The following is an 18,697-nucleotide window of genomic DNA, read 5'->3' as shown; positions in this document are numbered from 1 at the left end:
AACAATAGTTTATCTTTGCGCATAACCCCCGTACTATGGAACAGGAAACAACTCTTGAGGATATAAAAAAGATTCTCGCCAGGACAGCAGAAATAACCGAACGAAACGCCAAACTCATCGGTGATCTGGGTAATAAATTCGGCAGTTTTACCGAAGGAATGGCGTTCCCATCCATGGAAAAGGTGTTGAGGAAGCAGTTTGGCATGACAACGATTACCACCAACTACAAAACGGAATACGGCCCGGATACGCTGGAGATTGATGTGCTTGGCATGGCCAATGGCGATGTAAACACTGTGGTGCTTGTGGAAGTAAAAAGCCATTTGAAGGAACGGGATATTGATCAGCTGCTAAAGAACCTAGATCGTTTTCGGCGATTTCATCCGGAGTATAATAATAAGAAGCTGTACGGTATTCTGGCTTGTGTGCAGGGGTCAACCGAAGTTCGTAAAAAGGCAATGGATGCCGGATTGTATGTAGCGTCGATTCATGATGAGGTGTTTGAGCTAAAAACACCTGCTTATTTCGTGCCGCAAGATTTCTCGCTCAATATGGCAGCCTAAACGCATGACGACTCTACAAATTCCCGTAACTTTGTCGTAATATACATTCCTGTTTCCCCTAATGGATACCAAATTTCACGGCGTAGGTGTCGCTATCGTGACGCCTTTTAACGCTGACCAATCAATTGATTTCGACGGTTTCGGCCGGGTCGTTCGCCACATCTCCGATGGGGGCGTTCGCTATATTGTCCTTCAGGGCACCACCGGCGAATCGCCAACGGTGACGAAGCAGGAGAAGAAACAGTTACTTCAATACCTCAAAGAAAATAACCCGAAGAATCTGCCTATCGTTTTTGGCGTTGGTGGTAATGTTACTGCCGAGGTTGTATCGGGCATGAAGGATATTGATTTTGAGGGTGTCGATGCTATTCTGTCGGTTTGTCCCTACTATAATAAACCCGGCAAACGGGGGGTCATCGAGCATTTTACCCGCGTTGCCGATGCCAGCCCGGTGCCGGTTATTCTGTACAATATTCCGTTTCGGACGGGTATCAACATGTCGGCCGAAACGATTTGCGAACTGGCTCAGCATCCTAATATTATCGGCGTTAAGGAAGCGTCCTGCGTAATTGAGCAGTGCATGGAAATTGCCCGCGATAAGCCCGAAGATTTCCTCCTGATTTCCGGCGATGATGTACAGGCGGTACCTATCATCAGTATTGGTGGCGTAGGTGTAATGTCGGTAATTGCCAATGCTTTCCCGGCTAAGTTTACGGGGATAATAGAAGCGGCATTGCAAGGGAACTTTGCCTTCGCCCGCAAAGAACTTTACCATTTCCTGCGTATCGACCCGCTTCTCTACGAAGAAGGAAATCCGGTAGGGGTAAAAAGTATTCTGGAAATTATGGGCATGATTTCCGCCGAAGTCCGCCTGCCGCTCATGCGTGCCTCAGACGACCTGAGCGAACGCCAGCGGGCAGTTCTCCAACGCGATGGCTTACTGGAATTGGTAGCCTAAGCTATTTACCTCCATTCATAGAAAAAGCCGAACCCTGTATGGATTCGGCTTTTTCTATGAATGGAGGTCTTGACCTACTAGATATTGTTACTTCTGCCACCACCGCCAAATAGTTTTGAGACGATCCAGATGACAACGCCGATACCGACAACAACCAGGATGACGCCTGTCCAGACTCCTGTTTTAAAAATATCGCCAATCGCTGCGCAACTGGTCAGCGTGAGCGTCATGAATACGGCAACGAAGGCCGTGGGGAAATAGCGCAGAAGCGTTTTCATAATCGTTGGTTTTATGTGTGTAGCAATCGTGACTACTGCTGGTAAATTAGCTGTTTAAACAACTGGCATCGACATCGTTTGTTCACGTCATAAAATCAGATATTCCACCAGTACGTCCACTTCAGTACCAACGCCCGGTTTTTTACCGAGAAGAACCCCGGCACATCCTGCCCGATCTGGGCTGAATTTGGCAAATAATTGTCGGTATAAACCAGGAAGAAATCAGACGCGGGTTTGTAGCGCCATTGTACCCGCGCATTGACGTTCATGTTCTTCTGCTGTTCGTTATACTGCACAAAGGTCGTGAGGTAAAGTGTATTGGTCACGGTCACGTCGAAACGCGGGCCTACGAGCCAGAACGTCGTTTGGCCCCAGGGCTGTGGTAACCGGATATCGTTGTAGTTGGCACTGGCTGCCAAGCTCACGTAGGGCTGAAAACGGTAGCCTATATCGGCTGCCAAATTCAACCGGGTGCCATTGCCGTAATACCCGCCATACCGCGACGAAAAGCCATAGGTGAATACGCTTTGCGGTTTGGAGGTGAAGTTTGTTCCCCAGGCCGTCCAGCGGTGTTCGGTACCCGTTGCCAGGGTCTGCCTACCTGTATTGGTTGGATCAAAGGGTTGCAGCAGCCGTACGTAATCCGTCGCGATCCAGCCAGTAAAGACACTTTTACTGCGGAAGGTGACGATGTAACTAAGGTAAGATTCATTGTCGCTTTGCCGCCCGGCCGGGTCGAAGAAATAGGTCGACGTTACCGTTGGGCCGTGACTGAGCACTCTACTGCCCGTTGGAAGAAAGGTATAGCCAACCGTAGCCAGTGCGCGCTCATAGCCCCGCCGGGGCACATAACCAGCCTCAGCCGTGTAGTTCTTCCCAACCGATTCCAGTTGACCACTAATGAGCCAACGGCGCGTGTTATATTGAAGGTTGGCCGCATAGACCGCATCCTCACCCGATTGGTTAGGGCTGAACGATTTGACATACAGAGCCTTTCCTGACCAGAAATTATTTGCCGAAGCCAGGTTATATTCCAGACCCAGATTGCGGTTATAGCGTGTGTAAGCGGGTTTGTCGGACGTTGGCCTATAGGAAAGAGACTCTTTGTTGACAAAGATCATCCCGATATTCGATCGAGCCGATACCCTCCGTTGTAACGCCAGAACGGCGAAATTCTGTGCCGGGAGTGCTTCTACACCGGGCCCCATATCCTCAACGCGTCCTGTTTGCATATCCATCACGCCCAATCGCCAGTCTTTATTCAGCTTACCGCTCAGGCGAGCCCCAAACCGGATGGGCACCCCACCCAGACCAATCCGCCGACTAAAAAACGGGCGAATCGTAGCATAGCCGAAGTTGGTAAACTGATCGCCGTTTTCCAGAAAGAATTGCCTTCTTTCTGGAAAAAATAACTCGAAGCGGTCGAGGTTCGTTACCTGCTGGTCAACGTCGACTTGCGAGAAATCGGGGTTAACCGTTAAGTCAAGATTCAGGGATGAGGTAACGGCTACCTTAGCGTCGAGCCCGGCATCGAAGCGGCTTTTGTTCGGCGTATTTTGCTGGTAATCGCGCGTCACCCCGCTCAGCATGTAGGGAATAAGCGAAATATTAGGACCGGGCTGTGGTGGCGGCTGATCCCAAACGAGTACGCCCGTTAAGGCAAGAGAAGCTGTCGGAAACTGGCGCTGAATGGGTGTCCAGGATGACTTTTCGGTCGTTTTTAAATCCTGCCTACTGAAGTTGATACCCCAGCGGCTAATGCCTCGTTTGTACCGGATGGTCTTGAACGGTATGGCTAATTCCAGCACGTATCGGTCCGGGTAGTTGCGTACCGAGGATGTCCATTTATTATCCCAGCTCAGGTTTGCTTTGCCGCCTTCGTACAACAGGCCATCCCATTGGGCTCCGGCGGCATTGGTGCCAAAGGTGAAGCCGTTGGTTTGGTCGTCGAAGGTGTCCATGAAGAAAATGAAGTTGTCGTTTTTCCCGAATGCCCAGTCGCGCCGAAGAGATTCGACAATGTAAGGGCCCTGCACATTGCCATGATAGCAAACCGCGCTCAGGTACATGTTGTGGTCGTCGTAGGCCATTCGAACGTCGGTGCGAACCTTCGCGCGGCTGGTGTCCATGGGCAGCACCATCCAGAAATCGGTCGCCACTTCAGCCGCTTGCCAGGCTTGTTCGTCAACCGAGCCATCAATGACGATCGGTGAGGTTGCCCGGCTAATATGAAGCTGGTACTGTTCGTTTTTTTTCTGAGCCAGCAGAGGGGAGACAATGAATGAAAAGAACAGCGAAAGAGTCAGTAAAAATTTCACCAAGTGAATGCGTTATAGAGCAAACTGAAAAGAGAATAATCGTACAAATTTACCCCGATACTGCATAAAAACGCAAACGCAACGGTCGATTGGCCGTTGCGTTTGCGCATTTTGGGTAAAACAAATGAATTAATTACCAACCATAAATACAGCATTGGCAAACAACAGCTTGCCGTTGTACCAGAAGCCCCGGAAGAGTGGATCATCGGCCAGATAAACAACGCTGCCCCGACCCAGCGACTGAACGCCCATGAGCAGTGTATTCTTTAGCTTGTCCTTGGCGTTCTTACCCGAAAAACCGGCTACATAGTTGTCCGTTTTCAGGTATCCAACGTTCCAGCCTTCTTTCAGGTAATCAAAGTTGTAAGCATTCTGCACCAGCGAATAATAACCGCCCGACAGACCGAAACCCAGTGGGTGTGAGGTGTCGATGTTTACGCGGTAAATGCTGCCTGGAATATCATCGGAGATAGCGGTCCGTTCGCGATCGATGTAGCGTTTGAGCGTATCGGGGTTTTCGCTCTTTTTACTTTTATCGGCTGATTTATCTTCCTTTTCTTTTAACTCGAACCCATCCTTACCGGCCAGAAACGATGCAGCCCGCTCCATCGCAATGAGCTTTCCGCCCGCCCGAACCCATTCTTTGACGGCGGTCAGGGTTTTCTCGTTCAGAATGCGACCGTAGTTGTAGTTTGTCGGCAGGATCAGCACGTCGAGTTTATTCCACTGTACATTGCCCAGGGTATTGCCGTCAATCAGCGTAACCGGGTAGTGAAGTTCCTGGTCGAAATAGTGCCACACTTCGCCCGCCGATGGGGGAGGTGTACCTTCACCCACCACAACCGCTATCCGGGGAGCTTTCAGACCCGAAACAAAATCGGAGCCGAAGTCGGAGCCGGTCGTTACAAAACCAGTCTGAACCGAGGTCAAATCGGCCCCTGTCTTGGTCGCTTCTTCCCGGACCAGGGCATCGAGTCGGTCGCCAAAGCGTTCGTTACCCGCCCGTGTCACGATCAGTGTTCCCGATGGGTACGTCTTGTTCTCCAGTTCAAATGGCTTTTCGGCAGCCCGTACGCGTATTTTCTGCTTCAACAGACCGGCCAGCATTTGCACCGCCGGAAGCGACTGCCACTTAACGACGTACGCATAAGGACGGGTTTGTGGGGTTACCGCAGCGGCTGGCGTAGCCGTAGCAGGTTGTGTGCTTCCTGGATTGAGCCGGGTGGTCAGTCCATAGGTTTGTAAGCCAAACGCGTAGGGCAGCGACCAGGCCGTGATATCGTACGTTGCCGAATCTTCCAGTTTCGAATTCTGCTCAAAGAGAATTTTTAACAGGGTTGATTTAGGCTGATAGGCGCTAATCACAATATCATCGGGCGTTATGGTTACTGTTTTATCAATCTTCTGGCTGGTGTAATTAAACCCACTAGCTACATTCTGAGCTTTACCAGCGTAACCATAACTGATTTTGTTCCGCTCCAACAGTTGTTGTAGGGCTTTAACACGTCCGGCGTCGCCATTGGATTTAATGACATAGCTTTTGTAGGCACCAATGGGCGTATTTCGGGATTTGTCGAAGAATTGCCCGAACTCTTTCACGATTTCAGCGGGCCGATCGGCTACAGACTCCAGCGTGGCAATGCTGGACGCGAAGTGGTGATCGATTCGCTGGCGAAGCGTGAGTGTATCCCCGTCGGCTTTTTCAATAGCCAGTCCGGCCCGGCCGCTGCCGCCCTGTTCGAAAGTCATGCCAATGGCTCCATTGTAGGTCGGGTAGGTGTCGCCATAGCTTGGGTAGAACAGGTCGAACCGTTCGCGGGTGTAGTAGAGCCAGCCGTTTTTGTCGAAGTAGCGGCTGCAATACTGACCAATCGTTTGCTGAAACTGCCGCTGGAAAGGCGTTACATCTTCATGGTAAGGCTTGGCCGATGGCGCGAAGTAATAGGGACTTTCAACGCCCATTTCGTGGAAATCGCCGTGTAGCTGGGGCATCCACTGCTGGTATAGCGCCATGCGCTGCTGGGTGATCTCCTGCGTTTGCCAGGCCCAGTCGCGGTTGGGGTCGAACAGGTAGTGCGTATAACGCCCGCCCGGCCAGGGTTCGTTGTGCTCTCGTGCCGATGGGGTAGGATCGGCCACGCTGCCCTGCATCTGGTTGTACCAGTTTACATACCGGTCATGGCCATCGGGGTTGAGGCCGGGGTCAAGAATGACCACCGTAGTGCTCAGGATTTTTTTCGCCACGGCATCGGACGAGCTGAGCAGGTGATAGAGTACATCCATGAAGGCTTCGGAGCTTACAGCCTCATTGCCGTGAACGTTGTAGCTGAGCCAGGCAATAGGCGGTTGGGGCGTAGCTGTTGGTGTGCCCTCCATGAGGCCGATACGTTTCAGGTTATTGGTCCTGATTTCTTCCAGCCGACTCATGTTTGCTTCCGAGCCGATGGCGACCACCATCAGTTGTCGGCCTTCGTAGGAAGTGCCATACGGAATTAATTTTATCCGGTTGGGAAGTTGACGGGCCACCTGCTCGGCATAGGCCAGAACCCGATAATGTGGTGTAAAGCGTTCACCAATCTGATAACCCAGAAATTTTGCGGGCGAATCGACCGCAGTAGATGGGGATAAAGATGTTGACGAAGAGGATGTTGACTGTGCTGAAGCCGACAGTGACGCGACCGTTAGGCCCGCCAGCAGCAAAAAGTGTTTCATGAAGGCGAAAAAATATTTGAATGCTAACCTCCTCAAAAATAGCACTAAAACGCTCAGGAACCCTTTTTTTGAAAAAATTTTGATAGCAACTCTTGCACTTTAAAAATCTTGCCTTACCTTTGCACCACGATTCGCCAACACAGCGACAGAAAGTCAAAAGGTTGGGTCTTTTAAACAAGACGGCCGATTCGTCTAGCGGTTAGGACATCGCCCTTTCACGGCGGTAACACGGGTTCGATTCCCGTATCGGTCACTTAGTCCACTGACTAATTAATGAAAAAACCAGCCTCAGAAGGGCTGGTTTTTTGTTTTTCCCGCATAGCCGCTTTAATCCGCACCGCCCAAAATGCGTTTGTTAACTAATAGGTTGTCTAAATTACTGGGGAAGAAAGCGGATTTAATTTAACGGTGCCACGCTTGGGATAAGTTGTCTTTTACTAAACATACTTTTTTGTTCAAGTGTTGTTTACTGTTAGTTACTTTAACAGCGCCACACCGGCTGCGCTCAACGATGCTATTTTCCAATTCTTACGAGGAATCCAATAGGCTAGATGCCTTAAGAAGTTATGATATTCTGGACACCTTGCCCGAAGCTGACTACGATCATATCACAAGCCTGGCTTCCCAAATCTGTGAGACACCAATCTCGTTAATCAGTCTGGTAGATGAAAAACGACAGTGGTTCAAGTCTAATCTGGGACTTTCAGTCAGGGAAACGCCCCGCCAGTTTTCCTTTTGTGCTCACGCCATCCTCAACCCAAACGAGCCTTTACTCGTTTCGGATACCCGGCAGGATGAACGGTTCGCCACTAATCCGTTAGTAACCGGCGAACCCCATATCGTTTTTTATGCGGGAATACCATTAATCGATGCGGATGGCTTTACTCTTGGCTCACTTTGTGTTATTGATGACAAGCCCAGGCAATTAAGTAGAGCCCAATTGTCTGCTTTGACTACCTTAACCAACCAGGTAGTCAATCTGCTAACCTTACGAAAAACCAATAAAGCCCTCCAGTTGAGCGAACAGCGCTACCAAACGCTGACAGCAGAGCTGGAAGAACTGGTTCAGACACGTACCCAGGCTCTCAAAATTGCTAATGATGAGCTTCATAAAGTCAATGAACTGTTAACGCAGTCGAACGACAACCTGCAGCAATTTGCCTCAGTAGCTTCCCATGATTTACAGGAACCCCTGCGGAAAATTCAATCGTTTGGCAACCTGTTGCAAAGCCAGTATGCCGACCAGCTGGGTGAAGGAAAGACTTACCTGAATCGGATGCAGTTGGCGGCTGGTCGAATGTCTATACTGATCCAGGATTTATTAAGTTATTCGAGAATTGCCGCCATTCATGACCGCCGACAACTGATTTCGCTCTCAACGGTCGTTCAAACTGTACGAACGGATTTGGAATTGATAATTGCCGAAACAGGGGCAATTATTCAGGTCGACCCCTTACCCGAGGTCTTGGGAGATTCGATCCAGCTAGGCCAGCTTTTTCAGAACTTATTTAGCAATGCGTTGAAATTCAGCAATATAGGCGTTAGTGGCCGGTCGAGTGCCGCTGCGCCCAAGGTTCCTTTGATTCAAGTCCGCGTTCAGACTCTCCTGACCAGAGATTTGCCTGAAGGGGTCAAGCCTTCTCTTTCGGCTCCGCTTTATTATCGGATCGATGTGATAGACAACGGGATTGGTTTTGAACAGAAGTATGCCAACCGCATCTTTAAAGTCTTTCAGCGGCTACACGGCAAGAATGATTTTTCTGGGACAGGTATTGGTCTGGCCATTTGTGAGAAAGTAGTCGCTAATCATGGGGGCGCGATTACCGCTACCAGCCGCCCCGGTCAGGGTGCCACGTTTAGTATCTATTTACCCAATTAGATGAGTTGTCGGCTATGAAGGGTGTCTGGTAAACCAATTACGAAGTGAGGGCTTATACCCACAAAATTGGGTAAGAAAGTCGCAATTCATTACATGGTACTAATCTGATACGAAGAGCAATCTGTTGATTATGAACAGTTTAAGTTTTGCTGGTTTAATTGGTATGATTTGGGCTTAAGCATAAGTGAACGGGTTTCATCTTTAGTTGTTCGCTGCCTGCGTAGCAGCTTTATCATAGATTAATGTCGTTTCACTCAACGTTAAGAAAACAGAAAAATTCGAAAGCTCGGTATTGAACCGGGCTTTTACTTTACCCCATTCATTAAACACTGAAGCATGAGCGAACATCCCATTATCTTTATTGATGCTGATGAAGATGATCACGATATGTTTAAGAAAGCCTTATCGGAGCTAAATCTTCCTTATCCTATTTTAGTTTTCTCTAACGGGCAAATGGCTCTGGATTACCTGACAACCAGTGCGGTAACACCCTTCTTGATTATATCCGAAATCAGTATGCCTGGTATGACTGGCCTGGAGCTTCGAACGCAAATTGATCAGGATCCGGGACTGCGCCGAAAGTGTATCCCCTTTATTTTTATGACCAGCCCGGTGGTCGATTACTTAGTGGAAGAAGCCTACGAGTTGACAATTCAGGGTCTTTTTGAGAAAAAGGGAACCTTCGCAGCCTGGAAGATGCAGTTAGGGTCAATTATCGCTTATTGGACCGAATGCCATCATCCCAAACGCTTCAACTAGTAGCTTTTGTACAATCCTATAATAGACCTCGCAACTGTTTTTAGCCTTGGCCGCAGGAATGGACAAAAAAATAGGGGTGCTTCAGTTGTCGGCATACAAAGAGGGGATGATCTAATTCTATGAGTAGATCACCCCCTCTTTATAAGTTGATTAGGCATTTGGCAGCCTACTATTGATTACTTGGCATAGCTAATCCGGTAAATCACCCCATTGTTGTCGTCCGTAAATAAGAGGGAACCGTCGGGCATAGCGGCTAGTCCAACCGGGCGACCAAATTGTGCCTGGTTATTATCGACTACGAATCCGGTTACCAGATCATCGACCCGAACGGGTTTGCCTCCTTCGAAATGAATTCGTACCACTTTGTAGCCTGATGGCTGACTACGGTTCCAGGAGCCGCGCATGGTAGCAAGGGCATCGTTACGATACTCGGCAGGGAAACTAGACGGAGCGCCGGTACTTGTGTAAAAGACCATGCTCAAAGGAGCTGCGTGAGCGTCATACTGCAAAGAGGGCAACGTGGTTTTGGCCAGAATCTGTGCGTAGGTAGTATCGCCCATGGGCCTTGGGTGGGGGTTATAGTTCCCATCGCCATAAATGTAGGGCCAGCCATAAAAGGCACCATCTTTTATCAGATTTACCTCTTCTTTCTGTTGATCGTCACCCAGCCAGTCAATACCATGGTCTAATCCATAAAGCTCCTTCGTTTCGGGATGCCAGCCAAAGCCAATGGTGTTGCGTAATCCTTTTGCGTAAATCCGGCGGCCCGTTCCGTCTGGATTAGCCCGAAGAATGGTTGCGCTTTCCGGATTTGGTTCGGCACAGGCATTGCAGGTGCTACCAACGGTAATGTACATAAACCCGTCCGGACCGAAGCCAATGGTGCGGTTTGGATGCTGACCGGCATCGGGAAGGCCGGTCATGATCTTCTGGGGCGTCCCCAGCGTACCATCGGCATTTATGGTTGCCGAATACACATCATGGATGGAAATCAGGTACATTTTCCCCGAAAAAATTGTCAGCCCGTGAACATCTTTGATGGTAGCCACGACCTGACTCTGATCTGACTTGCCATCATTGTTGGTGTCCCGAAGTAGGGTAACAGTCCCGGCCGCGCGGCTGGTAACGTACACGCTTCCCATTTCGCTGACGGTCAGCATACGAGGTTTGCCAAGCTGATCGGCAAATTTAGCGACGGTGAAACCCGCCGGGAGTCTGAGTTGAGCAATGCGTGCATCGGTTGCCGCTACCAGCGCCGGTTCGAAAACGTTGCCATTTACCTGAGCGGTAGTTGGTTGCTGATTTGTCTCGGGAATCTGCGCGTTGAAGACTTCATCTTTGCTACAGGAAACCAGAAAACCTGCGGCAATAAGACCGGATAGAATAGTCGGTTTGACTACATTTTTCATGTTAAAAATTTAAGTATGTAAACGTTGAGTTAGTTGTTGATGCGCTTAACCGCAGCCAGGCAGGCAATCGCTGACTACAAGGAATAAGAAGCACACAAGCATGTTTATAACTGGCGAAAAGAGACCGTGTTTAAAGAAAATTGAAATAGTAAGGTTCCGGGAAGATGAGTTAAATGCCTGATTATGGGGCAATTTGTGGAGAAAGGGATAGTACTCTACAAAACTTGTAGAAAAACATAATCAATGACTGATCCGCCTTATTCGTAAACCTCACAGTATCAACGTATGGCATGGTTTTAGTCATATGGTAAGAAAATCATTAATAACTAACCCAACAAAACCATGGCATCTCTAGGAAGTCAAATCGCAAATTTCTTTAGTGGTAATGATAATGATACCCGCGAAGGTTTACAAAGCCTTTTTGTTAGTGAACTGAAGGGAATTTACTATGCCGAAAAGCAAGCCGTAGACGCACTTGGCGAACAGGCAGATGCAGCTACTACAGATGAAGTCAGGAATGCATTCCTTCAGCACCAGGAAGAAACCCGTGGACAGGTCGCCCGTCTGGAAGACGTATTTCGTAGTGTGGGCGTAGAAGTGGATGATAAGACCTGTGCCGCAATCGATGGCTTAGTCGATGACGCCCAACTGGTTGTGTCTGAAACCGAGTCGGGGTCATTGACCCGTGACGCTGGCCTGATCATTGCCGCGCAGAAGATTGAACATCACGAAATTGCCGCCTATGGGTCGGCGGTAACGCTGGCGAGTGTACTTGGTTACACGGATGCGGCCCGTATGTTGCAGCAAACACTGGAGGAGGAAAAAAATACCGATAGAAAGCTGACTCAATTAGCCGAGTCGTTTATCAACCAGCGGGCTGCTTCGGAAGATGACAATTCTTCGTCTGGATCCAGCCAGTATGGTACTCAGGGCCAATATAGTGGTAGCCAATACGCCGGTACCGGTACCGACCAGTATGGTTCCGTAAATCCCGATGGAACCCGGTATGGAGATAGCTCGTCAACAACGGGTTATAATACGGGCGGCAGTTCATCGACGAGCGGTTCCGGCTTGATCTAAGCGGAGCTTTAGACCGATAGATTCAACAAAATAGGCTCACCACGATTGGTGAGCCTATTTTGTTGTTGAAGATGCCCGACTCTGGTTAAACCTGGCTTACCGGATCGGATAATTCCGGGTCCGGTTCCGTACCATCATTGTTACCTAAAGTATCCCCGTTGCCGTAATTCCCTGTATCTACTTCCATGTTGGGACTGCCCGAAAAAGCGCCGGTTCCATCATTGCCGGTAGCGGCTTCTTCCTCGTCCGTTGGGGTGGTAGGTGGTGCATTGACATCACCGGCTAAATCCGTCGGATTATAATCCTGATTGATGAGAATGCTGTCGTCCGGTGTTTGGGCCGTTCCGCCGGTACCGGGATCAAACGTTCGTGACTGCTCATTGAGCATTGCATCCTGATTTGTGTTTTCCATACGTGAGCTTTATTGTTTGGGACATGTTTCCCTGAATAACCCGAAAAATAAAGTTCAGTTTTTACTTGGTGAACAATTCCCACAGGCGACTGTACAATTTACCCGCATACGTTTTGATGTCGTTTGGTGAGGCATGAATTGTAAACGGAGTAAATTGAGTGGCCGACGAAGGCAGGGGTTCAATGCGAATTGTACGACCGGCGGTCCACATGCCCGCCAGCCGCCGAACGGAGCCCGTCAGACGAATACCGGCATCGTGCAGGTCGATCCGACTGGTTTCCGGGTATTGAGCAGCGGCCAGATCCTGCGAAAATCGCTGTAACTGGTTGGCATCGAACCAGGATAGCGAAGGCATATTCAGGTGTTTGGCATACCGCTCGCTGCGACACAAAAATTGCACGGACAGAATGGATTTACCGGCTGTTCGGCGGGAAGAAACCTGCAAGTCCAGTACTTCGAGTGGAGCGGTTTCTGAAGCAGTAGTAAGTTCTATATTCATAGGAGATGAAGAAGGTTGCAAAGCTGTTCCTGGCCAGTAATAGGGGGCGCTGCTGCACTGATTCCAGAGTGAACAGGGCAGAACAGTCCCCAAACGACTGACGATACTAACTAACTAATGGGGGTGGATGTTTTATTATATTTTCAGGCAATCATACGTAAATCATCTTTCGGGTCATTCCGCCGTCTACCACGAAGTTCTGCCCCGTAATGAAACTATTTTCCGGAGCGATCAGGAACAGGATCATCCGGGCTACATCGTCGGGCTGACCCACGCGCCCCGCCGGATGCTGGCTGTGATCTTCGGGCCGGAGTTTGTCTGCTTTGGCGTTTGCTTTTTTCTTCAACGCAGATACATCAATCCAGCCGGGACTAACGGCGTTGACACGAACGTTTGGCCCTAAACTAACCGCGAGTGAATGAGTAAGTGCCAAAATGCCGCCCTTGCTGGCCGAGTACGCAAACGTATCGGGCTCTGACTGAAAGGCACGGGTAGAACATAAGTTAACGATGCACCCTTTCTGATCGGCCAGGTGAGGAGCTGCGTATTTGGCACATAGGAAAGGACCGGAAAGGTTGGTGCCTATAACCGTGTTCCATTCAGCGAAGGTTAGTTTGTCGAGGGGTTTTGTCGTCATGAGGGCTGCATTGTTAATTAAGACGTCGATTTGCCCAAAATGAGACATCGTTTGTTCAATTGATTTTTTGACCTGGCCTTCGCTGGATACATCGCAGTGAACGAAAAGTAGTTGAGCCGATGAGGCTGAATAGGCTTCCTGAAGTTCGGTAAGCGCATCGGTATCGGCTTCCCATACGGCTACGTTATAGCCGTGTGTAAGCAGATATTGCGTGGTAACCCGGCCAATACCCTGACCTCCGCCCGTGATAATTGCTGTTTTCATACGACTGGGGTAAACCCTAAGAACCACGAAAATGCAGCCTTTGGTAACAGATTCGTTGCCGAATGGGTTAATAAAAACACATCTTTTATCGAACGGGACGGGCTACGTCTGCTTCTATGCTTCAGATTGCGTTTTCGCCGGTATACCGGTTACGGTTGCCGGAAGGGCATCGCTTCCCCATGCTCAAGTACGAATTGATCCACGAACAACTGCTGTACGAAGGCACCTGTACGGAAGCTAATTTCTTCGGCCCTGAACCCGTAGACGACCGCTGGGCGCTGGGCGTTCACACGCCTGAGTATGTACAGGCGTTGAAAACCGGCACTGTCGATCCCAAAATGATGCGCCGGATTGGCTTTCCATTAACACCCGACCTGATCGACCGCGAATGGATCATTACCCAGGGCACCATCGACTGTACACAGCTGGCCAAACGGGATGGAGTCGCCATGAACATTGCGGGCGGAACACACCATGCCTTTCCCGATCGGGGTGAAGGGTTTTGTATGCTCAATGACGTAGGGGTAGCCGCTAATTATTTGCTCGAAACGAAGCAGGTGAAAAAAATACTGGTCGTAGATCTGGACGTTCATCAGGGAAATGGTACCGCCGTCATGTTTCAGGCAGAACCTCGCGTATATACGTTTAGTATGCACGGTGCTGATAACTATCCCCTTCGAAAAGAAATATCTGATCTGGATATTGAACTGCCAACCGGAACTACCGACGAGTTTTATCTGAACACGCTTTACGATACATTGCCCCGGTTAATCAGCCAGCAACAACCCGATTTCCTGTTTTACGTGTCGGGGGTGGATATTCTGGCCTCTGACCGACTGGGGAAGCTGAGTGTAAGTCGGGAAGGTTGCCGGCAACGGGACGTTTTTGTTTTCGAACAGGCAATACAAAACAACCTGCCCATTGTCGTGTCAATGGGTGGGGGCTACTCCCCCCGGCTGACCGATATTGTAGAAGCGCACTGCAATACGTTTCGGGTAGCAGCAAATTTATTCTTCTAACGATAAACGGCCACCCAGTATCAATAAGGTAGCCGTTTATGAGTTGATTAACAGAAAACTAATGGTGTGGATAAAAAGCATGTAAAGATCAGAATAACCCGTTACGAGCGCAATACCCGAATTCGGGTATATTTATATGTTATATAGATTATATATTCATTTCGATGGCAAAGCGAACCAGATCGGCAACGGTACTTATATTGAGTTTGGCGTGTATATTTTTGCGGTGCGTATCGACTGTATGCTGACTCAGGTTTATTTTTTCTGCTATCTGCGGGCTACTCAAGCCATCTTTGATGAGCCGGATTATTTCTACCTCACGAGGAGAGAGTTTGTATTTTTTTAGAAAAATGTCATCAGCATGGTTACTGAATTGCTTATTATCGGCGAGTTTGGGGTCAAAGTAAGGCTGTTCCTGAGCAACGGTTCGAATAGCCAGTAGCAGTTCGTCTTTTGTGGAAGTTTTTAACATATAACCGAGGGCACCCGCTTTTCTGAAATCGTTGATGTAACGGGCTTCACCGTACATGCTCAGAATCAGGATGCGTTGTTGGCCGAGTAGAGCGATCAATTTCCGGGTAAGGGCAAGACCATCTATATCGGGCATATTAAAGTCAATTAGCAACACGTCAGGATTATACTCATTGACCTGCTGAATGGCTTCGCTGCTATGATACACATGGCCAACGATACGCATATCGGGCACATCGGCCAGCATGAGCCCCAGCCCGTCGTTAAACAGGCGATGGTCGTCAATGATCAGAATTTTGATCGGGCTAGAAACTGTTGATATCATAAGGAACGTCAAGCATCACAATGTAACTTTCGTCATTGCTGTCGGTGGTGAGAACAGCATGCAGGTATTCAGCCCGGTAATTTATGTTTTTTTGACCGATACCCGTTACTAACTGGTCGATGACAAACGCACTAATTTCTTTGTGTATTAATGGCGTATCTACCAGAATGCTCAGGTGTTTGGGGTGGTAGCCTAGTTGAACAATGGCCATTCCTGCTCCACCATGTTTGAGCGCATTTTGAACCAACTCCGCAATAATTCGGTAAATAACCAGTTCGCGTTCGGGCTTCATTCGCTCCACTTCACCAAACAGAATATACGCAAATGTTATCCGTGACGATTGATTGGCCCGGTCAACCAACTGCCCCACCACGTCGGGCAATGCATAGGTTTCAAACTCAATAGGCATCAGGTCGTGTGTAATGTTACGAAGGTCATTGCCCGCTTTGTCGATCATGGTATAGGCTTTATCAACTTCGGGCATCTGGTCTGTCTGGGTAAGCCGGTCTCTGGCCAATCCCAGTACCCCTTTAATCGCTGCCAGGGTGTTTCCTACATCATCGTGAAGGTCACGGGCAATTCGTCGACGCTCGTCTTCCTGGGTGGCCAGTGTATTCTGTAATAGTCGTCTTTGCTGGTTAAGTTTTTGCTGGTTATAGGCGGTTAACCAGGCCGCTACACTACCCACAATAACCAACAAGCCGAGCAGACGAAACCACCAGCGTTTCCAGTAAGGAGGATGAATGGTGATGGCCAACTGAATGGTTGGCGTAAGCTGTCCGCGGGCATCGGTAGCCCTGGCTTTAAAGATATAATCTCCGGGAGGCAGATCGGCATAACGCACAACGTTGGTACTCTTTAAATTAACCCAGTCCCGGTCAATACCAGACAGCGTGTAGGCAATCTGGTTTCGCCCGTTGCTGAGGTAATCCAGGGCGGCCAAACCGATAGACAATGTATTTTGCTCATGCGAAAGGTCTGCCCGGCCGGTTTCGCCTACAAAACCGTCAGTACGATAGGGGAGATCATTGACATCAAAACTGATGATCCGAACCGGAACGTTGGCCTTGTAGTTTTCCAACTGCTCGGGTACGAAGCGATCCAGTCCATGTACGCCACCTGCATAAAATGTTCCATCGGAGCCGGTTAGCAGCGCATGGCTGTTGTACTCCCGGCCCTTTGTCGAGACAACCGGAGCAAACTTCAGTTCGGTCGGGTAGAACTTCACCAGGCCATTATTAGTGCTCAACCAGAAATGGCCTTTTCGGTCGGGAAGTAAACCATAAACCACATTATTGGGTAACCCATCACGAACGGTGTATCGGTGAATGACCCGCCGGGTGGCCGGATCAAAACGCACCAGGCCCCGGTCTGTAGAAAGCCATAAGCAATGACGTGCCGGGTCGGCAAAGAAATCCATGATATTGTGGCCCGACAGGGTTATATACTCAAGCGTTAGCTGATCCATCCGTTGTGCTGATGCAAAACTGCCATTGCGCTGGTATTGATACACCGCCAAATCCTGATCGCGCCGTCCTGCATACAACAGGTTGGTAGCCGGATCAAAATAGAAAGAACCAAAATAGGTGCCGTCCGGATCAATGCGGCTCATAGGTTTCAGGTCTTTCGTCAGTACGAATAGCCCACCGAAAGTCGCCATGATAAATCGGCCATCGGGCAACTCGCAAATACCCCTTGCAAACCGGCAGTCGGGATCAGAACAAAGGGGATTCGGCAATTCAATAAAGCGATCCTGCTTAGGGTCGTAGCGCAGTAACCCCTGCAGGTTTGTTGCTAAAATTCGCCCATCTCTGGTGCAGATTATGTGGCGGACGTTGCCTTCTGCGGGAACACCCTGCGCCGACGTATAGGCTTGCATATAGCCCGTAGCGGGGTCATACCGCCGGATACCGCCGTCTACCGTCCCAATCCAGATTCGTCCCTGCGTATCTTCACACAATCCCCGAATTGGATGTCTGTTCAGGTCATGGATGTTGAGCGGATCGTCGGGGAAAGTTTCAACACTGAAGGCGTTTGGGTAGATAATGTCAATGCCAAATGGGTCGCTATTGGCCCACACGAGCCCCAGATCATCAATGTAGACGTCCGAAATCTGGTTCGTCATCAATGAATTGGAGAGGGTAGGGCCGGGGGTTACTTCACGGAGCAGGGTCATGGCATCCGGGTCATAAAGCCACACCCCTGAGCCCTCCGCGCCAATCCACCAACGTCCCTGTTTATCTTCGTCCATGCTCACCAGCCGATACATTCCGATTCCGGTTCGTACCGGGTGATATCTGAGCAAGTGAGTGAGGGTGGCGTCAAACTCATAAATGCCCTGAGGTCCGGCAAAGCAGTAATGCCCATAATGAGCGCCTGGTACGTGGCAGCGATGAATGGATTGAAACAGAGACGCCCTCCCGACAGGACCATGAGGAGAGCCGACAACGGGTTGGTCGGTAGTGCTGCCCGTCAGGAAGGTTGTAAGCTTGTGGGTTTGGTAATTGTAGCGGGCAAATCCCATGGGCAGCAGATAGAGCAAAGACTGCTGATCGGGCTGATGGAGAATCCATTCGGTATTAATGCTGAATTTGGGTTTCACCCACGGACTAATACTCGATTTTCGGCCTGTTTTGTAATTCAGTTTCATGATACCCTCCCGATTGCTGGCATACCAAACAGTTGAGTCGTCGGCGAAAAAGGGTTCCTGTAAAGCAGCAAGACGTTTTCCCCGCCGATCCGTAGCATACACATGCTCAAATGAATCGGTATGTCGACGATAGCGGTTGAGGCATTCCTCAGTCCCTATCCAAAGGTCACCGTGCGGATCTTCGACCACTCCCCGTACCTCCCCCTTGCCAATCGTAGTTGAATCCTGCTCATTGAAACTGTAAACGGTGAATCGACTCCCGTCGTACCGGTTCAGGCCATCCTGGCTACTCATCCACATGAACCCCCGCGAATCTTTCAGGATATAAAAACAGGAACCCTGCGACAGACCATCGTTTGTCGTGAGATGGTGGATCGAAAAGGGAGACTGTGCCCGCCCTATCTGTGTTAGTAAAAGGAAAATCAGAACTAACCAGTGCATAAAGCAGTGAAGTATAAAGCCCG

15 protein-coding genes and 1 tRNA gene are annotated in these 18,697 nt (G+C 49.5%); 7 read left to right on the top strand and 9 right to left on the bottom strand.

The window, feature by feature from the left end; genetic code table 11:
• The first annotated feature begins 35 nt into the window (after positions 1–35).
• Both CRO74_RS10500 and dapA read left to right on the top strand, forming a co-directional pair.
• On the top strand, positions 36–563 hold the full coding sequence (locus CRO74_RS10500; RefSeq protein ID WP_097125888.1) for a DUF8196 domain-containing protein: 528 nt from the start codon (positions 36–38) through the stop codon (positions 561–563).
• 61 nt (positions 564–624) lie between these two features.
• The gene (gene dapA, locus CRO74_RS10495) at positions 625–1,521 is read left to right on the top strand and encodes a 4-hydroxy-tetrahydrodipicolinate synthase (RefSeq protein ID WP_097125887.1); all 897 of its coding nucleotides are present in this window, start codon (positions 625–627) and stop codon (positions 1,519–1,521) included.
• Positions 1,522–1,598: 77 nt separating this feature from the next.
• Here the strand turns inward: dapA and CRO74_RS10490 are convergent, their stop codons facing one another.
• The 3 genes from CRO74_RS10490 to CRO74_RS10480 form a co-directional block, all read right to left on the bottom strand.
• Positions 1,599–1,799 (bottom strand): hypothetical protein, encoded by a 201-nt coding sequence (locus CRO74_RS10490; protein WP_097125886.1) that lies wholly within the window; start codon positions 1,797–1,799, stop codon positions 1,599–1,601.
• A gap of 95 nt (positions 1,800–1,894) precedes the next feature.
• Positions 1,895–4,117 (bottom strand): carbohydrate binding family 9 domain-containing protein, encoded by a 2,223-nt coding sequence (locus CRO74_RS10485; RefSeq protein WP_097126094.1) that lies wholly within the window; start codon positions 4,115–4,117, stop codon positions 1,895–1,897.
• Between the two features lie 129 nt (positions 4,118–4,246).
• Entirely contained in the window at positions 4,247–6,829 is a 2,583-nt protein-coding gene (locus CRO74_RS10480) for a M14 family metallopeptidase (RefSeq protein WP_097125885.1), read from the bottom strand.
• A gap of 181 nt (positions 6,830–7,010) precedes the next feature.
• Here CRO74_RS10480 and CRO74_RS10475 point away from each other — a divergent pair.
• The 3 genes from CRO74_RS10475 (at position 7,011) to CRO74_RS10465 (ending at position 9,467) form a co-directional block, all read left to right on the top strand.
• Positions 7,011–7,082 (top strand) — tRNA-Glu (locus CRO74_RS10475).
• Positions 7,083–7,340: 258 nt separating this feature from the next.
• Entirely contained in the window at positions 7,341–8,708 is a 1,368-nt protein-coding gene (locus tag CRO74_RS10470; RefSeq protein ID WP_097125884.1) for a sensor histidine kinase, read from the top strand.
• Between the two features lie 336 nt (positions 8,709–9,044).
• On the top strand, positions 9,045–9,467 hold the full coding sequence (locus CRO74_RS10465) for a response regulator (RefSeq protein ID WP_097125883.1): 423 nt from the start codon (positions 9,045–9,047) through the stop codon (positions 9,465–9,467).
• 176 nt (positions 9,468–9,643) lie between these two features.
• Here the strand turns inward: CRO74_RS10465 and CRO74_RS10460 are convergent, their stop codons facing one another.
• Positions 9,644–10,876 carry a PQQ-dependent sugar dehydrogenase gene (locus tag CRO74_RS10460; protein ID WP_097125882.1) on the bottom strand — a complete coding sequence of 411 codons (1,233 nt, stop codon included), beginning with the start codon at positions 10,874–10,876 and terminating at the stop codon, positions 9,644–9,646.
• A gap of 342 nt (positions 10,877–11,218) precedes the next feature.
• Here CRO74_RS10460 and CRO74_RS10455 point away from each other — a divergent pair, with 342 nt between their 5' ends.
• On the top strand, positions 11,219–11,956 hold the full coding sequence (locus CRO74_RS10455; RefSeq protein WP_097125881.1) for a YciE/YciF ferroxidase family protein: 738 nt from the start codon (positions 11,219–11,221) through the stop codon (positions 11,954–11,956).
• An 85-nt stretch (positions 11,957–12,041) separates the two neighbouring features.
• Here CRO74_RS10455 and CRO74_RS10450 read toward each other — a convergent pair whose 3' ends face one another.
• The 3 genes from CRO74_RS10450 to CRO74_RS10440 all read right to left on the bottom strand — a co-directional run bounded on the left by CRO74_RS10450 (position 12,042) and on the right by CRO74_RS10440 (position 13,768).
• The gene (locus tag CRO74_RS10450; protein WP_097125880.1) at positions 12,042–12,368 is read right to left on the bottom strand and encodes a hypothetical protein; all 327 of its coding nucleotides are present in this window, start codon (positions 12,366–12,368) and stop codon (positions 12,042–12,044) included.
• Positions 12,369–12,429: 61 nt separating this feature from the next.
• Complete coding sequence (locus CRO74_RS10445) at positions 12,430–12,867, bottom strand: hypothetical protein (RefSeq protein ID WP_097125879.1); 438 nt, start codon at positions 12,865–12,867, stop codon at positions 12,430–12,432.
• Between the two features lie 151 nt (positions 12,868–13,018).
• Positions 13,019–13,768, bottom strand: a complete 750-nt coding sequence (locus CRO74_RS10440; RefSeq protein WP_097125878.1) for an SDR family oxidoreductase — start codon at positions 13,766–13,768, stop codon at positions 13,019–13,021.
• Between the two features lie 116 nt (positions 13,769–13,884).
• Between CRO74_RS10440 and CRO74_RS10435 the strand changes: the two genes are divergently transcribed.
• Positions 13,885–14,787, top strand: a complete 903-nt coding sequence (locus CRO74_RS10435; RefSeq protein WP_097125877.1) for a histone deacetylase family protein — start codon at positions 13,885–13,887, stop codon at positions 14,785–14,787.
• A 148-nt stretch (positions 14,788–14,935) separates the two neighbouring features.
• Here the strand turns inward: CRO74_RS10435 and CRO74_RS10430 are convergent, their stop codons facing one another.
• Complete coding sequence (locus CRO74_RS10430; protein WP_097125876.1) at positions 14,936–15,583, bottom strand: response regulator; 648 nt, start codon at positions 15,581–15,583, stop codon at positions 14,936–14,938.
• On the bottom strand, positions 15,564–18,674 hold the full coding sequence (locus CRO74_RS10425) for a ligand-binding sensor domain-containing protein (protein ID WP_097125875.1): 3,111 nt from the start codon (positions 18,672–18,674) through the stop codon (positions 15,564–15,566). Before CRO74_RS10425 ends, CRO74_RS10430 begins: the two co-directional genes overlap by 20 nt.
• Positions 18,675–18,697 lie beyond the last annotated feature (23 nt).

This window comes from Spirosoma fluviale, assembly GCF_900230225.1.
Taxonomy (GTDB): Bacteria; Bacteroidota; Bacteroidia; order Cytophagales; family Spirosomataceae; genus Spirosoma; species Spirosoma fluviale.
This window is presented reverse-complemented; position numbering and strand designations above follow the sequence as displayed.

Bases quoted from the DNA above. Each gene is read 5' to 3' on its own strand.
- CRO74_RS10500 (WP_097125888.1), top strand. From the start codon at position 36: ATGGAACAGGAAACAACTCTTGAGGATATAAAAAAGATTCTCGCCAGG.
- CRO74_RS10435 (WP_097125877.1), top strand. From the start codon at position 13,885: ATGCTTCAGATTGCGTTTTCGCCGGTATACCGGTTACGGTTGCCGGAA.
- CRO74_RS10460 (WP_097125882.1), bottom strand. From the start codon at position 10,876: ATGAAAAATGTAGTCAAACCGACTATTCTATCCGGTCTTATTGCCGCA.
- CRO74_RS10465 (WP_097125883.1), top strand. From the start codon at position 9,045: ATGAGCGAACATCCCATTATCTTTATTGATGCTGATGAAGATGATCAC.
- CRO74_RS10470 (WP_097125884.1), top strand. From the start codon at position 7,341: ATGCTATTTTCCAATTCTTACGAGGAATCCAATAGGCTAGATGCCTTA.
- CRO74_RS10430 (WP_097125876.1), bottom strand. From the start codon at position 15,583: ATGATATCAACAGTTTCTAGCCCGATCAAAATTCTGATCATTGACGAC.
- CRO74_RS10450 (WP_097125880.1), bottom strand. From the start codon at position 12,368: ATGGAAAACACAAATCAGGATGCAATGCTCAATGAGCAGTCACGAACG.
- CRO74_RS10490 (WP_097125886.1), bottom strand. From the start codon at position 1,799: ATGAAAACGCTTCTGCGCTATTTCCCCACGGCCTTCGTTGCCGTATTC.
- CRO74_RS10445 (WP_097125879.1), bottom strand. From the start codon at position 12,867: ATGAATATAGAACTTACTACTGCTTCAGAAACCGCTCCACTCGAAGTA.
- CRO74_RS10480 (WP_097125885.1), bottom strand. From the start codon at position 6,829: ATGAAACACTTTTTGCTGCTGGCGGGCCTAACGGTCGCGTCACTGTCG.
- CRO74_RS10455 (WP_097125881.1), top strand. From the start codon at position 11,219: ATGGCATCTCTAGGAAGTCAAATCGCAAATTTCTTTAGTGGTAATGAT.
- CRO74_RS10425 (WP_097125875.1), bottom strand. From the start codon at position 18,674: ATGCACTGGTTAGTTCTGATTTTCCTTTTACTAACACAGATAGGGCGG.
- dapA (WP_097125887.1), top strand. From the start codon at position 625: ATGGATACCAAATTTCACGGCGTAGGTGTCGCTATCGTGACGCCTTTT.
- CRO74_RS10440 (WP_097125878.1), bottom strand. From the start codon at position 13,768: ATGAAAACAGCAATTATCACGGGCGGAGGTCAGGGTATTGGCCGGGTT.